Source organism: Pontibacter actiniarum (assembly GCF_003585765.1).
Classification (GTDB): Bacteria; Bacteroidota; Bacteroidia; order Cytophagales; family Hymenobacteraceae; genus Pontibacter; species Pontibacter actiniarum.
In genome coordinates this window covers 2,324,135-2,339,243 of the sequence record NZ_CP021235.1, presented here as the reverse complement: position 1 = coordinate 2,339,243, position 15,109 = coordinate 2,324,135, and the positions used below count along the sequence as shown (strand labels likewise).

Sequence of the window (15,109 nt, the reverse complement as noted above, 5' to 3'; positions counted from 1 at the left end):
GCTGCTTTGAGCTGTCATCATTAGCTGGAACGGCACCTGGAAAAGACCCAAGGCAAGAAGCGAGAGGTAAGGCTTGGAGCGGAGCGCTTAGCCATATCATACGGAGGTACCGTGCCCTATTTAATTTTTGGTACCTTTGCCCGATGGACTTTAAGAGAAGAAGACTGGCCGCAACGCTTCGGAACCAGTTAAACTACCCGTTGCAGTTCAATCCTTTTGTGTTCAGCAAGCTGTTTTTGCTGTGGATAGCCGTGGGTATTGTGGGCGGTGTGATCGCCGGCTTTTACTGGACGGTGCTGGAAGGACTGCTGCATTTCCTGGCGCAGTTCCAGGGGCTTTATGTCATTCCGGTTATGGCAGTGGCAGGTTTGCTAGCAGGTTTGGTGATTCACTTCCTCGGCGACCCCGGCGAAATGGACCTCATCGTAAACAACATCCGCTTTAAGGGTGGCAGATTGGAGCCCAAGAACAACCCGTCCATGATCCTGTCGTCGTGGTTGTGCATTGCGAGCGGCGGCAGCGCAGGCCCGGAGGCGCCGCTGGTGCAGGTGGTAGGCTCCACCGGCACCTGGATAGCCCGGAAGCTCAGGATAAAAGGCGAAGACCTGCGTTCTTTAAGTATAGCGGGCATGGCCGCTGCCTTTACAGCCCTGTTTGGCGCCCCACTGGGCGGTAGCCTCTTTGCATTGGAGATCCAACACCACAAACACATCAGCGAATATTACCAGGCCCTGATACCCGCCTTGGTGGCTAGTTGCTCCAGCTACGTTATCTTTCTTCTGGTTACGCACATCGGCATTGGCCCTACCTGGGTTTTTCCGATCTATGCCACGCCCGAGCTAAACGATTTTTTCTATGCCATGCTGTATGCGATGGCAGGCACGGCAGCTGGTTGGCTGTTCATTTTTACAGTGCGCCAATGCCGCCGTATTTTTCAAAAGCTGCATGTACCTATTTATATCAAGATGATGATCGGAGGGTTTATCATCGGTACGATTGCCTACTTTGTGCCCCTCTCCCGCTACTTTAGCCACGATGAGCTGAACGTGCTGCTGGAGGAGCAGTTTACAATGGAGTTCCTGCTTATACTTCTGGGAGCCAAGATACTGGCAATCGCCTTTACCGTTACCTCCGGCTGGCGCGGCGGTTTTATCATTCCGCTTTTCTTTGTGGGTGCTACGGTGGGCATGATTGTGAATACTGCCTTTCCGGGCCAGAACCTGCCTCTGATCATGGTAAGCTGCATGGCCGCTATAAATGCCTGCGTTACCCGCACACCTATCAGCACGACCATTTTGCTGGCCACGCTTACAGGTTTTCATTATTTCATCCCGATACTTTTTGCCAGCCTCACCGGCTTTTTCCTGGCGCCTAAAACACCGCTGATAAACGCGCAGCTGGGCGTAAAGGAATAAGTGGGGAATCAACACCCGAAGCGTGGTGCTCTATCACTGCGCGGCCCACGGCAAAAAATGAACCTGGCCTTCCTGAGGGACAACCCTTTGCTAAGGCTGACGGGTTCAAAAGTATTGCACATGGTTCGGTCGACAAATTACTTGCCGACCGAACCGAAACAATCCAAGAGAACAGACAAACAGGAGTTGCCGTAAAAGGTACCGGTTTTTCAAAGTGTGGATGTAAAGATGCTTCTACTGCCTCCTAAACAGATGGCGGCTTGCCGAACACCTCCTACTTAGTTTCCGCAGAAGGAAGCCCCTTGATTGACAAAGGCGTGGATGCCAGGTTGTCCCCATATTTCATATTTCCTGATCTGGGTACATTTGAGTTGAAGAGGGAGAGGGTATCCATATTGCATGTACAATGCGGCTGACAAGTGTTTCTTTATTGATCTTGTCCCTGGTAAATAGCAATTCTTATGCTAGCTAACTAGAGGAGCTCCTGTTTGTTAGGTGATCGCTAACGGGGGAGTAAAGCGCTACTTCGTCTGCACATAAGGGCGTACCAACGCAGGAAGTGGTGTCTGGCTGGTATGGAGGTACTGCCTTATGGGAGATAGCCTTGGACTACGCTTGATGAAGCCTTTCTGCGGCCTACGTCACGACGCAAGGCTACTGAGGAACAGTTTTTATTCACGCTTCGGTCACTGCGTGATCATTTCCAATTGTGCTGCCAGGTCCATCAGTAACACTCATGAGCTCCCACTAAATGGCTATGCCTAAGGAGCCGAGGCAGACCCCAACCATGCGAGCATCGGCTGTAAGGGATGCTTTGGTGTCTACCAAGGCAATATTTATTTTTAGGCTGAATACCTGTGCTTTTTGAGCGGATTATGCCTCTGGTCGCCGTAGCGTTTATGGTCTGTCTACGGCCAGTGGATTGCTCTACGATCTTTTCGAGTTAGACGCGGTTCAACCAGATGCGGCGGCAATTAGGGCAGTAATCAATCTCAACTCCGTGCTTAACGCTCATCAAAAGCCTTTGATTGTAGCAGCGCACTGCTCAGGTGGCAGTTACTTTGTTGTACTCTTCAACAGAAGCAGAAAATCGCATAGCACCGTACTTTAGTAATTTATTGAACGATGTAAGCCCATGACAAAACTGGTTTAAAAGCTCATGAAAGAGGTTATGCAGCAAGGGGAGCCTTTTTCTTTCCAATTCCACCGACTATGTTCAGCAGCGCAGTACTAACAAGACAGTAGAAGAGTTCTAGTTTCGTGTAGCTTTTGTATTGTTTTCTGTCCCGTCCTAAGAAGAGTTTTTGCAAAAGTTGGCACGCGCATGAAGAGGATAAGAACAAGTGAAAGCGAGCATACCAAAACAGACATAGCAAAAGAGCTACTGCTTTTTACTATGTCCAAGCAGGGTTGGTCAAGAGCAGGAACCTTTCTTCCTTTAAACCTCGTAGTATCGGAACCACAGTACATATGCTTAATATGATGTTGTAGCAGGCACTCTCCACATAAGGCAAAACACGATGAAGATTAGAATGAAGGATAATTCTATCCGGTTGCGGCTGATGCAGCAGGAGGTAGAGCAATTTAAAAATAAGGGAAAAGTTGTTACCACTTCGCAGCTGGGGCCCTCTCTGGCACAAGCCATCAGCTATTCATTGTTAAAAGATGAGGAATCAGAAGTAGTTTCAGCCAGCTTTATTGCTAATAACATCAAGGTGCTCGTGCCGAGAGAATTAGCTAAGAAGTGGACCGATACCGACCAGGTGGGGATAGAAGGGCAGATGTTGTTGAGTGAAGGTGAATACCTGTACATTTTAATTGAGAAGGACTTCAAGTGTCTGCAGGAAAGGCCTAATGAAGATGAGTCGGATGCATTCCCGAACCCATTGGATACAAGATGCTAACTGGAGGTGTTGCCGGCTTTGGTGGAAATCGATTGTAGGTGGCATACAGCACATGGACCTTGCATACACTTACCACTCCGCATTCCGAAAGCCTCGTTTGCCCAGACGACGGTTTGGGTTTTCTATTTGGTCAAGTTTTAAACTGACTTTCGGCATAATCTCAAAGCCTGCTCCTATCAAGGCTTATCTCATATACAAACAGTAGTTCTCCTATTTTTCTAGAGCTGCGTTTGCTGTGGCTGCTTAGCCATTCTTTAGGAGTACCTTAACCGTTCACTGCCTTAGGCTACAGTGGTAGGTGCGCCAGTACAGCCACATCAGCTATAAACAACACGCTTTCAATCCACGTTCTTCTGCTAATGGTAGCAGAAGAACGTGGATTTCCTTCCATTTAGGCAGGTGTTATTCCGGCTGGTAAAGGCCGTGTGTGATGGCATACACAGCCAAGCCCACCCGGGAGGAAACCTGCAGCTTTTGAAACAAGTGCTCCCGGGCGGTCTCCACCGCACGGGGTGAGAGGTGCAGCTCGGCGGCAATGGCTTTGTAGGGCAGCTCCGTGCAGGCCAGGCGCAGGACCTGGAGCTCACGCTCGGTGAGGGTCAGACGTTCGCCCTGCAGGTCCTTTTTAAGGACCTCGCTCACGCTGCCGGCGTAGTAACTACCATTGACCAAGAGGGCATCGAGCGCCATCCGCAGCTCCGAGGGGTCGGCTGTCTTGAGCAGGTAGCCGTTGATGCCGCAGCGGAGCATGCGCAGGATCGTTTCCTCCTCCTGGCCCATGGACAGGGCCAGGATCTTAATACTTGGGTGGTGGGCCTGCAGCCAGGCGGCGGTTTCATAGCCGTTCATAACGGGCATGCTGATGTCAAGCAGCACGATGTCGGGGATCTTCTCCGGGAAAAGTTTATGGGTAAGGTCTTTCCCGTTATCGGCTTCCAGAGTGACGGTATAGTCGCTGAATCCATTGATGAGCTCGAGCAGGCCTTTGCGGAAAAGCCTGTGGTCATCCACAAGGGCTACTTTGGTTGTGGTCATAGCTTGTAGTATTTGGTGTGTAATAGGGTAGTTCTATGGAAACAAGGGTGCCCCGGGGCTCCTGGCGCCGGATCAGGAGACGAGCCCCCATCAGCTTGGCCCGGTAGTGCATGTTGAAAAGCCCGCTTCCTTCGGAGCTGCCCACGCGCGAGGAGAGCTCCGAGGGCTTTATTCCCTTGCCGTCGTCGCTGATCTGTAAGAGGAGCTTATCGCTGTGGTAGGCAAGGCACGCCCGAATGCTGGTGGCTGCGGCGTGCCGGATGCTGTTACTCAGGGCCTCCTGCACCATGCGAAAAACAAGGAGCTTTTTTTCCGCAGGTATGTTCTGCTCCTGCCCCTGCAACCGGAAAGTGGCCGTTAGCACACCGGTTTTTTGGATGGACTGGAGCAGGTCGCGCAATAGGTCCGGTAGGGACTGGTGGTCTACATGCCGGCTGTTGAGCCGCCTGGAAAGGTGCCGCAGGTCAGTAACAGCCTGATCGAGGACCTCCTTACAGAATTGTACTTTTTGCCCGGGAGGCTGGGTGCCGGTCATATCTAGGGTGCTCATATGCAGCCTGATAAGTGCCAGCTGCTGCCCCAGGTTATCGTGCAGTTCCTGGGAGACAGCAAGAAGTGTTTGCTCCTGCGCTTCCAGCCGGGCCTGGAGGATCTCCCGCTGGTAAGCCATTGTCAGGTGATCGAGCTCCTTTCGATGCTGCAGGCGCCTTTGCTGGTAGGTAAGCGTCATCAGGGTAATGAAGATGCTGAGCCCTAACAGAAGGGCAGTGCCTGCGCCGATGATCCAAGGTACATCGCTCATAGGAAAGGAGTTGAAATAGGACAATGGCAAGGGCCTTACGTTGCCGGGCGCAGTGCCTGTTTGCTGCCTAGCAGGAAGGCAATCAGGAAAGTAAGATACAAAAGATATCCGAGAAATTCACTAAAATAGTATAACAGGTGGGCTAACTCAAAGGACTCCACCAGGAGCGTATTCATCAGACCGTAGAGAAAGAAGTTACCCAGTGAATGGAACAACAGGCCAGTGCTGACCCAGAACAGGGGGGCCGTGTGCAGGCGCGCTTCACTCAGGTGGGTGAATATATCGTAGTAATACATAAGGGCGCAGCCGGCCAGCAAGAGGTGCTTAAGTGAGGAAGCGTACGAATTGAACGTGTCGGTGCCCTGCAGCAGGGCAAAGAACAGCGACACTAGCAGGAACAGCGGGATGGAGCTCCGTATTGCTTTGGCAGGGAGCCCCGGTTTGAGCGCCTGGTAGAAGACCAGGGCATAACCCGCATACTGCACGGGCGTGAGCAGGTGATACAGGTACAGGTTCCGCATCAGGTGCCACATCAGGTAAGCGGCATAGCCCTCCAGGAGCAGGGTGAGGGCCAGTGTGGCACCCAGCACCCGGAGCGGCCTGAGTAAGGAGCGGTAACAGGCGCCCCAGAGCAGGAGGTTGGCGAGCAGGAGCGCGAAATGAAGGTAAATATCCCACATAGGCTGGTAAGTAAGAGAGGCACAGGGTATTCCTGTGCCTCAAGATAGAAAAATCAGTCCGCTGCGTCAAGCAGCTCGTCTGCCGGACAGTTAAGCCTTGGCGGGCAGTGACAGCAGTCGTCTACAAAGAGCATGTCCGCCGCTTCGGTCGCCGAAAGCGCCATCGGCTCGGTGACAGGGGCCATGAAAAGCCGGTGCGTCCCATCTTCCTCGATACCATAGTAGACACGGATAAAGGCGCTGTCGGGGCTTTGCTCGAGTAGCTGGCGCACCGAGTCGGTGGTGAAGTTGGCAGCCTGAATCATGGTGTGCTCCTGTGATGGCTGCAGCGAAGCGAGTAACGTACGGTAACGGGCACAGCGCGCCTGAAGCTCTTCCAGGGGCACCTGCAGGGCCACCATCTGGGCCTGGGCCGGATCAGTGAAGTTGCAGGAGGGCTGTTGCGAGGAGGCGTCAGTTTGCCTGGTCAGTAAGGTTGCCATAATGGTGTGGGTTTGAATGAAACATAGATAAACTCGCCTCAAGTAGTACAGGACAAAACACGCATGCAAGGCTGCTCTGCGAGGACACAAGACAGGGGATGACGCTTGTTGTTGTAGGTCAGGGTTTTATGCCTTGCCTGGTGCGTGGCGTAGTGAATATTCCCCGGCAAAGCGGTAACACCCACGGGTGCTGCCTGTATGTTCCCGCGGGCGCAGTGCGGAAGACCCTCTTTTACAGGGGCATTTCCCCTTGCAAAAGGAGAGATGTCAAAAGAGTAAGATCTAGAGCCCTTTCGTGTAGAGGGGGCAGGGCGCTCTTCCAGACCAGCCGAGCGTGCAGGAGGCGCTTCTCCATGAGAAGCAGCCCGTCATTGAGAACTGCTTGTTCGGCGGTGACATTGACCCGAGCTTGGCGGAGACATGCCACCTGCACCTCTGGACAGCGCTGCACCAGGACGCCTACTATCAGCAGGAGACAGGCAGCTACAGCCTCTGCCCAACATCGGCATCAACATGAGGCATAGCAACTTGCGCAAGAGCCGCTACCCGCTCTCTGACGACCTTCAGGATGACTTCGGCAAGAAAGGGCATCGTTTGCATGGCGACTGCGGAGCGGAGCTAAACGACAAGCACACCTACTTCAAGGGGAATAAGAGGCGGCAGGTGACCTTACAAACTGCAGCTTTTGGACATTTAACAGACAGGATTCGAATGGTTCTCTGACCGTTAGTGTAACGAAAGTGCACTCCGAAAAGGACAGTTTCGCCTAGGGGAAGCGAAACTGTACATGCTGTGTTGCTTTAGGTTAATTTCCTCTGTAGGTGGCGTAGCCGTAAGGGGACAGGGTGATGGGAACATGGTAGTGTTCCTTGTCCTTAATTTGAAAGACCACTTCGATAAACGGGTAAAAGCTCTCCGTTTGTTTGCCCTTGAAGTAACCAGCTACTAAAAAGCGAAGCCTGTATATGCCCACGTTAGGACTTTTGGTGGACAGAAATTCCTTTATTCGTCCGTTGTCGTCCGTTCTCTTTTCATCGACCTGTATCCACTGCTGGGTTGTTTCATCCAGTTTTTCCAGCTGAACCGGGACACCTTTGGCCGGCATGCCAGTGGCCACATCCAAAATATGGCTCGACAACTGGTAGGATGAAGTTTGGGCATGCGTAACTGTCGTTATGAGAACAAACAGGAGTAATAAAGCTAGGTTTTTCATGTTGTGCGTGTTAGAGTTAAGGTATAAATAGTGCTGTTGCTGCGGCTTTGGCGATGGTATGGTCGTTTTCAGGTCCGCCGCCGCCAGCTACGCCGATACCTCCTATCACCTGACCGTTATGCCAGATGGGGTATCCGCCGCCAAGCAGCAACAGCTCCGGAAGGTTGGCCAAGTTCTGAGTGTCGGCATTGGCTCTGGCACTGCGGGCCAACATGAGGGTAGGGGTTTTGGTGGAGAGCGCCGTGTGAGGTGGTTCTAATCTTTGCCCAGAGAGGTTTCCAAAGTATTCTTTGTCATGAACAACCTGCAGCGCTAGAAACAAGAAGGTGATTGGAGTGGGGCTAAGACCTTTCAGTCGGGCGAATGTAACGCTAGTTGATAAGGTTAAAGCGGGAAAAGCGTTCGAATGGCGTCCGGAGTGCAATAAAAAAGGCCTTCAGCGTTAACTGAAGGCCTGTCGTGTAGACCGAAGGATTAAATTATCGAACCTTATCCACAGGGACTTCGCTATTTTGAATGATTATCTGCAAGTGGAAGAACAGCGCATCTGTCTGTCCTGCTGAACATAACATGTGTTATGAGAAATACCTACCTGATTGGCTGGAATTGCAGGGTCGGGTTCAGGTACTTTGGCAGGAACAGAAACTTATAGATGGCTTCTTTATACTTAACTTAGTATATCCTATAACCGGAAGTCCAGTTACGTTTAGCCAATTCTTATTGAGCGGCTAAACGTAACTATCATTTAGATCCAGTAGTTAAGCAAAAGTATGACAACAGTAGAAACAACAGTGTTTTCAGACGGCGAAAAAGGAGGAAATCCCTGTCCTTTGATATTTGATCATGGAAATCTATCCACCAATCAAATGTTACAAATAACTAAATACTTTGGATTTGAAAGTGTTTTTATTTCTGAGTCTTCGATGGAAGATATAACTTACAAGTTTAGATATTTTGTGCCAAATCATGAAATGGAAATGTGTGTTCACGCTACCATTGCAGGAGCAACTTTTTTAGCAAAACACGGATTAGTAAAAGAAAATAAAATTCAAATTGAAACTCTTCTAGGCATTATAAATATCAAATTGAATCAAAATATTAATGATTCGATTCTAGTCACGGTAAATCAATTTCCTCCAGAATTTGTGCAAAATAATCCTAGCAAAGAAGAAGTTGCTAAATGTCTGAATACAAATATGGAAAATATAGATACCACCGATTTTCCTATACAATCTGTTTCTACTTCAAGACCCAAATTGATAGTTCCTATTATAAACGATGAACAATTACATGCTTTAAAACCCAATTTTAACGATTTATGGGCTTTATGTACCAGGTATGGTACTACTGGTTTTTATCCTTTCAGCCTTCAGACTAAAAATCAGAACTATGATTTTGAAGCTAGACAATTTCCTAACAACGCAGGATATAATGAAGACCCGGCTACAGGAGTAGCAGCTTGTGCATTAGGCGCTTATTTAACAAAATATAGCAAAAAAAATGATTTGAACAACAAAGGAATTATAATTGGTCAAGGTAAAGCGATGAACAAGCCCAGTAAAATTATGGTTAAAACTTCAAGAATAAATAATGTAACAACTACAGAGGTGAGTGGTTATGCAGGCATATTTGATGAGAAAGATTTGCCTACAAGCGTCTATAGAAACTAGCAGTCTAGGGCTAAATAAAAAAAATAAATTGCCCCACCTGCTTTCAGCCATTGCTTGTGCAGACCGTGAGCTTTTCGTACGCTCAGCAGAGGCCAGTGAAAGGCATATTTATTTCTACGGACGTTGCTCTTGCTTAACATAAGAGGGCCTATGTGCCTGATATAAATAAAATAGAGCCACCCTTCCAAAAAGTATGGCAAAACAATTTTTCAAAAGGACAATGGATTAAGAAAAACTGGAATCTTAGGAAGCTTGATAAACCCATTGACAATGGTTAAAATGCCTGCTGCCAACACGGTACAGGCTCCATGCTCGGCTACGCCTCACTCGCAGCCTGTACAAACCGTTGTAGCATATTTAAATCAATTAAGAATTGGAAAAAGTTAAAAACACTTTTGTTCTGACAGTGCTATTTTATAAAATGCCCTACTCATTGGTGTTAACTCTTTTACTAATTTCTCTCCTAACTTTTTCCTGTAACAGTCAAAGTAGTAGCGTTCAACGAGAGTATTATTCTAGTGGGGCGTTAAAAGCCGAAACTGAAGTACTAAAAAACAATTGGCACGGTAAAAGGGTGGTGTATTACCCAACCGGAAAGGTCGAGACGATAGGCTACTATAAGCATGGTAAAAACCATGGAACCCTTACCGATTATTACGAAGATGGCTCTGTAGAGGGGGAAGTTCATTTTAATGATGGACGCTTGAACGGCATTTCCAAATATTACTACCCTAACGGCACCCTGGAAATGATGGTCCCCTATAAAGATGGTATTAGGGTTGGCTGGGGGAAATTCTATCGTAAAGATGGAAGTTTGGAGTCTATGGAAAGCAAGGTGGTTGATATGTACGAGCAGAATGGAAAGGAAGAGGTGAATCAGGTGCTCATTTTCAATGAAGAGGGGAAAATAATGAAGGACAGCAGCTATTATTTGAGCGTAAGTAATAACTGCGATACACTGGAGCTGGGTGATACCTGTCAGGTAACTGTTACGCTGGAGACACCGATGCTAAAAAAGAACATGCAGTTGCTGGTTGGTGGCTATGATGAGTTTTACAGGTTAGTGGATAAGAGCCAGCAGGATACTGTCCTTGGTAAGGATTTTAAGGCTACCTATACCTTTATTGCAAGAAGTAGGGGACGCCATATACTGCGGGGGCGCGTGGACGACTTCAGAGAGTCTGGTAAAAGCGATACGACCTATGTCCGGCGTGAGCGACGTAGTTTCTTCTCCAAAAAAGTCTTTGTTAAGTGAGTTGAAAAGAAAAACATGCTCCAACGCGCTTGGCTATTAGGTAGCTACGCCACCTAATAGCCAAGCGCGTTGGAGCAAATTTAGAAGATGAAAATAAAAGAGATACTGAAGAAAACAGAACACCGACCTTGGGTACTTCCTACTGGAAACTGGAAGTACTATCAGGAATGGAATAATGCGGTATTTCTACACTGGCAGGTTGACATCAACGAATTAAAGAAATTTGTTCCTGACGACTTAGTGATTGATCTGTTTGAAGGCAAGGCTTGGGTCTCATTGGTAGCTTTTACAATGGAAAAAATAAGGCCAAGAAATCTACCTTCTTTCTCTCCTGTATCTGACTTTGACGAAATCAACATTCGGACATATGTGAAGTACAACAATAAAACAGGTGTATACTTCCTAAGTATTGAAGGCGGAACAAAAATATCTTGTCAAGTGGCCAAAAGCCTATCAGAGCTTCCTTACCGACACTCAACAATAAGAAGGGAAAAAAATTACTATTGCTCTGAGAACAGTAGTTTCAAAGATAGGCTTGAATTAAGATACCAAGTTGGTCCAACAGTGTCTGAGAAAACTAAACTTGACAAATGGCTAACCGAGAGATATGCTCTGTTTCAAGACACAGACGCTTCAATCAACGAATTTGAGATTCATCATATCGAGTGGCCAACATTTAAAATAGAATTTAAGAGCATTGACGTCAAATACCCTAGATTTGACAAACTATTGAGCAGCACCCCAAATCTGAGTCATTATTCGACAGGAGTTGAAGTAGTAGCTTGGGACAAAAAGAAGTATAAAAAACTGGCTCCAACACAAGCTATAGCGCATTAAAAAGCGCCATAGCCAAGTCCGTTGTGCGGCATTATAAGCCACTAAACCCACCATCAAAATTGACTACAACAAGACTTCATTACCTGTCTGGCCTCATGCTAGCCGTTTTTATCGGGCTCCATTTACTCAACCACCTCTATAGCGTTGCAGGGCCTGACCAGCATATAGCATTCATGAAAGTTCTTCGTCTTTTTTACCGCAACGTTCTTGTGGAGGCTGTTTTACTGATGGCCGTGCTTCTACAAATAGTCTCGGGAATAAAACTCTTTAAGAACAACTCAAAGGCAACTGTCAGCAACTTCGACAAACTGCATCGGTGGACAGGGCTTTACTTGGCGGCTTTCTTCGTCATACATGTAGGCTCTGTATTAGCGGGACGTACTGTTTTACACCTGGATACCAACTTTTATTATGGCGTGGCAGGATTGAACACCTTCCCATTCAGCCTGTTCTTTATTCCCTATTATGGACTTGCCACCGTTTCCTTTTTCGGGCATACGGCAGCGATCCACAGTAAAAAAATGAAACAGGTTGTCTTTGGCTGGACACCACAAAGGCAGGCAAAAGCAATTTTAGCCTTGGGTGTTATCGTAGCGGCCTTTATGTTTTATTGCTTGACAAACAAATTTAGAGGAGTGGAAATCCCAACAGAGTACAAGGTTCTAGTTGGAAAATAAAACAGTCGCACAACACTGTATTGCCGCTATGCAAAGGGTATGATACAATCATCTAACACCCGTAAGAAGTAACAAGCTGTTGCCCACGATATGCGCGCACAGCGGCAATACCTGCCACGTTGTAGCACATTAATAATATGAATTGGTTCAAGTCAAGAAAGGAAACAGTTTTCAAAAATGATTGCTGTAGACTTGAGCGAAGAGTATAGAAAGATACTTATTGCTCCTTTCTTTGTTGATGAATCTTGGCTTCGTTATGAGCAAGAGGACGTTGAGGTTTTAAGTTTCGACGTAACTGATGAGCTGTTAGGTGAATCTATAAAGCGGAGCCTAAAAAATTTTGCTGAAAAGAATAAGTACTTGACAAAACGTAATTTGACGGATTGGCCAGCATTTAAAGCCAGCAAACTAAAAACGGTGAAAGAATTTGAAAAGAAGTATTCAAGAATTTCAATAAGTGGATTAAATGAAGCAAACATCTTCCTAGCGATGGACGCTGAAACAAAATCTGGGCATCATGCGCCACTGGATGCCCCCTTTGCTCACATAGAAGATGGCGTTGAGGATGCTGCGAAGAGGCCAAATGCGCTTCCTGCCGAGCATTTCATCTTCCAGTACCTTTTCTATACATTGCCATTGGGTGTCGGTTAAATCACTTGGGTAAGCCATAAGTCTGCAAACTTTTCTTACCCGACAGCCGGCACCTGCTTTTCTATTCAACTAAATCAAAACAGCCTCTTATAGAAGCAGTTGATTTACCTACCCAGAAGGAAGAATAACTCCATACAACAAAGTGCATAATACAGGTTTCGGCTACGCCTCACCCACACAATAGCATGCATACGTTAGACCAAAGGGAATCGATCCGTAGGCTCTTTCCTTCGTGCTGCTACAGCTTCTTTGTGGCAGCACGTATGTGCATGAATAAAAAGAGGGGCTAGAGAAGCCCCTCGTCTGCCAGCGAGTAGTAGCCCTCGCTGGTAAGGATGATGTGGTCGAGCACGGCGATGTCGAGCAGTTCCCCGCCCTGCTTGATCTTCTTGGTCAGCTGCAGGTCCGCTTGGCTGGGCTTGAGGTTGCCTGAGGGGTGGTTGTGTGTAAGGACGATGCCCGATGCGCAAGCTTTTAACGCGGCCACGAAGATAAGCTTGGGGTCCGCCACGGTGCCGGCCACGCCGCCGGTGGAGAGTTCATAGACGCCCAGCACCCGGTTAGCGCGGTTCAACAGAAGCACTTTGAACTGCTCCACGAACTCCAGTTTGCCAGTGTCCCAGCTTTCCTTCAGTACCCGGTAGGAGTCGGAGGAGGAGGTGACCTGCGGCCTTTCGGAAGGTTTCACGCGGTTGCGGTAAGAGAGCTTCACTTCGGCTACTCGGGTGCTGGCGGATTTGAGTGTCTTTTCCATAATCATCTGGTTTTTTAGTGTGAGGAATTGATTATGGTGCCCCTCCTGCCTTCGGCGCCGGACTAAGGGCAAGGTGGAGGCCGGGAAAATGCGGAGGGTCCACGTCCCGTGGATACCCATTTTGCTGGCACTACCTTGTCCCGTGTCCGGTCCGCAAGGCTACCTTTGCCCCAGAATGAATGCCCCCGGTTTTCGCTTTTAGATGGTTATGGGGGATATTGCAGTGGCCGGAGGCAACAGGCTTTGCAGCCGCCCCCTTCCCACCCAAAGCTAACTTCCGTTACTACTACCACGCTGTGGGCATGTGGGAAACCCCTACCGGGTGTTTTCCATATGTCCACAGTCCTCCTTGTAGCAGCATGGCTTCTGCTCTTGAGTGGGATACTTCCCCTTGGGCCTTCACAGGGTGTCCTTGCCGCCTCGGCCTTACGCAAGGATACCCCTTGTTTAGACGCTGATCTGCCTAATTCGTGCAACTCGGCACATCTCCCCGGGCAGTTGTGGGCGTACCGAGGACTACAGCCCGCCATTTCCATGGCGGCAAGGGAAACAGGTCTGCAATGCTGGCGCCGGGAAAGATGGCAAGCGATGGGGGCCTGTCTGAAAGCGGTCTCACCAAACTCGCTTATCATGATACACTTCACAGACCAGCTGCATGTCCGCCTGACGGAGGAACTGCAGCGTATTGCCTTGGAATCAGAAAACCACTTACAGCGGGCCGAGCGTTCCTGTCGAGCCGTGGAGGCCTCCCTGGAGGAACTCAAGGCTTACACCAAAACACATGCCTTCCCCGACCAGCAGGCCGAGATCACCTTTTTCAAAGAGGTCAAACCGCGCTTTCTCAAGGAATTGTTCTATTTCATTGAGCTGTTTTATTTGGAGGCTTTCCAGCCAGTCGGAGGCCGGAAAAAGCGGCGGGCCTATCTGCAGCAGGCGCTCGATCGCGTATCTGTTTTCTTTGACCGCCACCAGCTCCTATATACCTACTACCGCATGAACCAGTCCCACCTGGACCACCTTTTCTTCCTGCGCGGGGCCGGTACCGCCCTTCTATGGCCGGATTCTACCCAGGAGCTGGATCCCTGCTTTTCTACCCTGCACAGTCATCAGTTGGCCCGGCTGCAGGCCAGTGAGGCACTGCGCGATTACCTGCAGGGTCAGCTGCAGCAGCTCGACCGCTTGCCCGAGGCGACACCAGGTGCGCCTAGGAAAGGCATGCGCCTGGCCTGGACGGCGTCCAAGGCCTCTTTGATTGAGCTGGCCTATGCCCTGCGGAGCCGGGGGCGGTCAATTTCGGACAAGGAGAAGTGAAAGAGTTAATTTCGGGGCTGGAGCAGCTTTTCAATATCCGACTCGGGAACTTCTACCGGGTGTACCAGGGCATGCGCATTCGCAAAAAGAGCCGCACGCCTTTCCTGGACAACCTCAAGGAGAGCCTGGAACAGCGCATGGACGAGGCGGATGAGAACTGACTTTCTTGGGAAATACGCTTTTGACAGCTCACACGGCAGTGGCAGCAAAAGCGGTGCCGACCACTCTGAAAACCCTCCTGCCGGGGCTAGGTCGCCCTCTTGCGTCCTCCAACCGGGGAATTTCCGCTGTCCAGGCTGGGAAAATCCACCATCCCACGGCCAAAAATAAATAAGTGTGAGCTCACAGGGACTTGTCATAAATCCCTTGTCGGTCGCTGCATCTTTGTCTCAGTCGAAGGGGAAACGGATCCCCTGAGAATAA

General features: G+C 49.0%; 17 protein-coding genes and 1 pseudogene. 9 read left to right on the top strand and 9 right to left on the bottom strand.

The window, feature by feature from the left end:
- The first annotated feature begins 143 nt into the window (after nt 1-143).
- The gene (locus CA264_RS10130; RefSeq protein ID WP_025606838.1) at nt 144-1,415 is read left to right on the top strand and encodes a chloride channel protein; all 1,272 of its coding nucleotides are present in this window, start codon (nt 144-146) and stop codon (nt 1,413-1,415) included.
- A 943-nt stretch (nt 1,416-2,358) separates the two neighbouring features.
- On the opposite strand, the gene CA264_RS10125 is transcribed toward CA264_RS10130, so the two are convergent.
- Complete coding sequence (locus CA264_RS10125) at nt 2,359-2,457, bottom strand: zf-TFIIB domain-containing protein (RefSeq protein ID WP_084196201.1); 99 nt, start codon at nt 2,455-2,457, stop codon at nt 2,359-2,361.
- 490 nt (nt 2,458-2,947) lie between these two features.
- Here CA264_RS10125 and CA264_RS10120 point away from each other — a divergent pair, with 490 nt between their 5' ends.
- Nucleotides 2,948-3,319 (top strand): DUF7009 family protein, encoded by a 372-nt coding sequence (locus CA264_RS10120; protein ID WP_162912073.1) that lies wholly within the window; start codon nt 2,948-2,950, stop codon nt 3,317-3,319.
- Between the two features lie 402 nt (nt 3,320-3,721).
- Here the strand turns inward: CA264_RS10120 and CA264_RS10115 are convergent, their stop codons facing one another.
- From CA264_RS10115 to CA264_RS10100, 4 genes are read right to left on the bottom strand one after another with little or no spacing between them, the layout of a single operon-like run.
- Complete coding sequence (locus CA264_RS10115; RefSeq protein ID WP_025606835.1) at nt 3,722-4,354, bottom strand: response regulator transcription factor; 633 nt, start codon at nt 4,352-4,354, stop codon at nt 3,722-3,724.
- A complete protein-coding gene (locus tag CA264_RS10110) occupies nt 4,323-5,156 on the bottom strand; it encodes a sensor histidine kinase (protein WP_025606834.1) in 834 nt (277 codons plus the stop codon). The genes CA264_RS10115 and CA264_RS10110 overlap by 32 nt, the downstream gene beginning before the upstream one ends.
- 35 nt (nt 5,157-5,191) lie before the next feature.
- Nucleotides 5,192-5,836, bottom strand: coding sequence for a hypothetical protein (locus tag CA264_RS10105; protein WP_025606833.1), 645 nt, complete (start codon nt 5,834-5,836; stop codon nt 5,192-5,194).
- 53 nt (nt 5,837-5,889) lie between these two features.
- Nucleotides 5,890-6,318 carry a ribonuclease H family protein gene (locus CA264_RS10100; protein ID WP_025606831.1) on the bottom strand — a complete coding sequence of 143 codons (429 nt, stop codon included), beginning with the start codon at nt 6,316-6,318 and terminating at the stop codon, nt 5,890-5,892.
- A 334-nt stretch (nt 6,319-6,652) separates the two neighbouring features.
- On the opposite strand from CA264_RS10100, the gene CA264_RS21855 reads away from it, so the two are divergent.
- Both CA264_RS21855 and CA264_RS10095 read left to right on the top strand, forming a co-directional pair.
- Nucleotides 6,653-6,835, top strand: coding sequence for a hypothetical protein (locus CA264_RS21855; protein ID WP_157593683.1), 183 nt, complete (start codon nt 6,653-6,655; stop codon nt 6,833-6,835).
- On the top strand, nt 6,832-7,041 hold the full coding sequence (locus CA264_RS10095) for a hypothetical protein (RefSeq protein WP_157593682.1): 210 nt from the start codon (nt 6,832-6,834) through the stop codon (nt 7,039-7,041). Before CA264_RS21855 ends, CA264_RS10095 begins: the two co-directional genes overlap by 4 nt.
- A gap of 82 nt (nt 7,042-7,123) precedes the next feature.
- On the opposite strand, the gene uraH is transcribed toward CA264_RS10095, so the two are convergent.
- Nucleotides 7,124-7,531: a hydroxyisourate hydrolase gene (gene uraH, locus CA264_RS10090; protein ID WP_025606828.1), complete on the bottom strand. Its 408-nt coding sequence runs from the start codon at nt 7,529-7,531 to the stop codon at nt 7,124-7,126.
- A gap of 16 nt (nt 7,532-7,547) precedes the next feature.
- A complete protein-coding gene (locus CA264_RS22370) occupies nt 7,548-7,853 on the bottom strand; it encodes a heme-binding protein (protein ID WP_025606826.1) in 306 nt (101 codons plus the stop codon).
- Nucleotides 7,854-8,301: 448 nt separating this feature from the next.
- Between CA264_RS22370 and CA264_RS10075 the strand changes: the two genes are divergently transcribed.
- From CA264_RS10075 to CA264_RS10060, 4 genes are all read left to right on the top strand, one after another.
- Nucleotides 8,302-9,201, top strand: coding sequence for a PhzF family phenazine biosynthesis protein (locus CA264_RS10075; protein ID WP_025606824.1), 900 nt, complete (start codon nt 8,302-8,304; stop codon nt 9,199-9,201).
- A 373-nt stretch (nt 9,202-9,574) separates the two neighbouring features.
- Nucleotides 9,575-10,456, top strand: coding sequence for a toxin-antitoxin system YwqK family antitoxin (locus CA264_RS10070; RefSeq protein WP_025606823.1), 882 nt, complete (start codon nt 9,575-9,577; stop codon nt 10,454-10,456).
- Between the two features lie 87 nt (nt 10,457-10,543).
- On the top strand, nt 10,544-11,293 hold the full coding sequence (locus CA264_RS10065) for a YqjF family protein (RefSeq protein ID WP_025606822.1): 750 nt from the start codon (nt 10,544-10,546) through the stop codon (nt 11,291-11,293).
- Between the two features lie 59 nt (nt 11,294-11,352).
- Entirely contained in the window at nt 11,353-11,970 is a 618-nt protein-coding gene (locus CA264_RS10060) for a succinate dehydrogenase/fumarate reductase transmembrane subunit (protein ID WP_025606820.1), read from the top strand.
- A gap of 483 nt (nt 11,971-12,453) precedes the next feature.
- On the opposite strand, the gene CA264_RS22490 is transcribed toward CA264_RS10060, so the two are convergent.
- Both CA264_RS22490 and CA264_RS10050 read right to left on the bottom strand, forming a co-directional pair.
- Nucleotides 12,454-12,573 (bottom strand): transposase, encoded by a 120-nt coding sequence (locus CA264_RS22490; RefSeq protein ID WP_418313994.1) that lies wholly within the window; start codon nt 12,571-12,573, stop codon nt 12,454-12,456.
- Nucleotides 12,574-12,907: 334 nt separating this feature from the next.
- Nucleotides 12,908-13,375 (bottom strand): JAB domain-containing protein, encoded by a 468-nt coding sequence (locus CA264_RS10050; RefSeq protein ID WP_025606816.1) that lies wholly within the window; start codon nt 13,373-13,375, stop codon nt 12,908-12,910.
- Nucleotides 13,376-13,708: 333 nt separating this feature from the next.
- Here CA264_RS10050 and CA264_RS22485 point away from each other — a divergent pair.
- Nucleotides 13,709-14,847 (top strand): annotated as a pseudogene (locus CA264_RS22485) (RteC domain-containing protein).
- The last annotated feature ends 262 nt before the right edge of the window (nt 14,848-15,109 follow it).

Excerpts from the sequence above, each read along its gene's own strand:
- CA264_RS10065 (WP_025606822.1), top strand. The coding sequence starts at position 10,544 with ATGAAAATAAAAGAGATACTGAAGAAAACAGAACACCGACCTTGGGTA.
- CA264_RS10095 (WP_157593682.1), top strand. The coding sequence starts at position 6,832 with ATGAGGCATAGCAACTTGCGCAAGAGCCGCTACCCGCTCTCTGACGAC.
- CA264_RS10075 (WP_025606824.1), top strand. The coding sequence starts at position 8,302 with ATGACAACAGTAGAAACAACAGTGTTTTCAGACGGCGAAAAAGGAGGA.
- CA264_RS10050 (WP_025606816.1), bottom strand. The coding sequence starts at position 13,375 with ATGGAAAAGACACTCAAATCCGCCAGCACCCGAGTAGCCGAAGTGAAG.
- CA264_RS22490 (WP_418313994.1), bottom strand. The coding sequence starts at position 12,573 with ATGCTCGGCAGGAAGCGCATTTGGCCTCTTCGCAGCATCCTCAACGCC.
- CA264_RS10115 (WP_025606835.1), bottom strand. The coding sequence starts at position 4,354 with ATGACCACAACCAAAGTAGCCCTTGTGGATGACCACAGGCTTTTCCGC.
- CA264_RS10100 (WP_025606831.1), bottom strand. The coding sequence starts at position 6,318 with ATGGCAACCTTACTGACCAGGCAAACTGACGCCTCCTCGCAACAGCCC.
- CA264_RS10130 (WP_025606838.1), top strand. The coding sequence starts at position 144 with ATGGACTTTAAGAGAAGAAGACTGGCCGCAACGCTTCGGAACCAGTTA.
- CA264_RS10120 (WP_162912073.1), top strand. The coding sequence starts at position 2,948 with ATGAAGGATAATTCTATCCGGTTGCGGCTGATGCAGCAGGAGGTAGAG.
- uraH (WP_025606828.1), bottom strand. The coding sequence starts at position 7,531 with ATGAAAAACCTAGCTTTATTACTCCTGTTTGTTCTCATAACGACAGTT.
- CA264_RS10110 (WP_025606834.1), bottom strand. The coding sequence starts at position 5,156 with ATGAGCGATGTACCTTGGATCATCGGCGCAGGCACTGCCCTTCTGTTA.
- CA264_RS10105 (WP_025606833.1), bottom strand. The coding sequence starts at position 5,836 with ATGTGGGATATTTACCTTCATTTCGCGCTCCTGCTCGCCAACCTCCTG.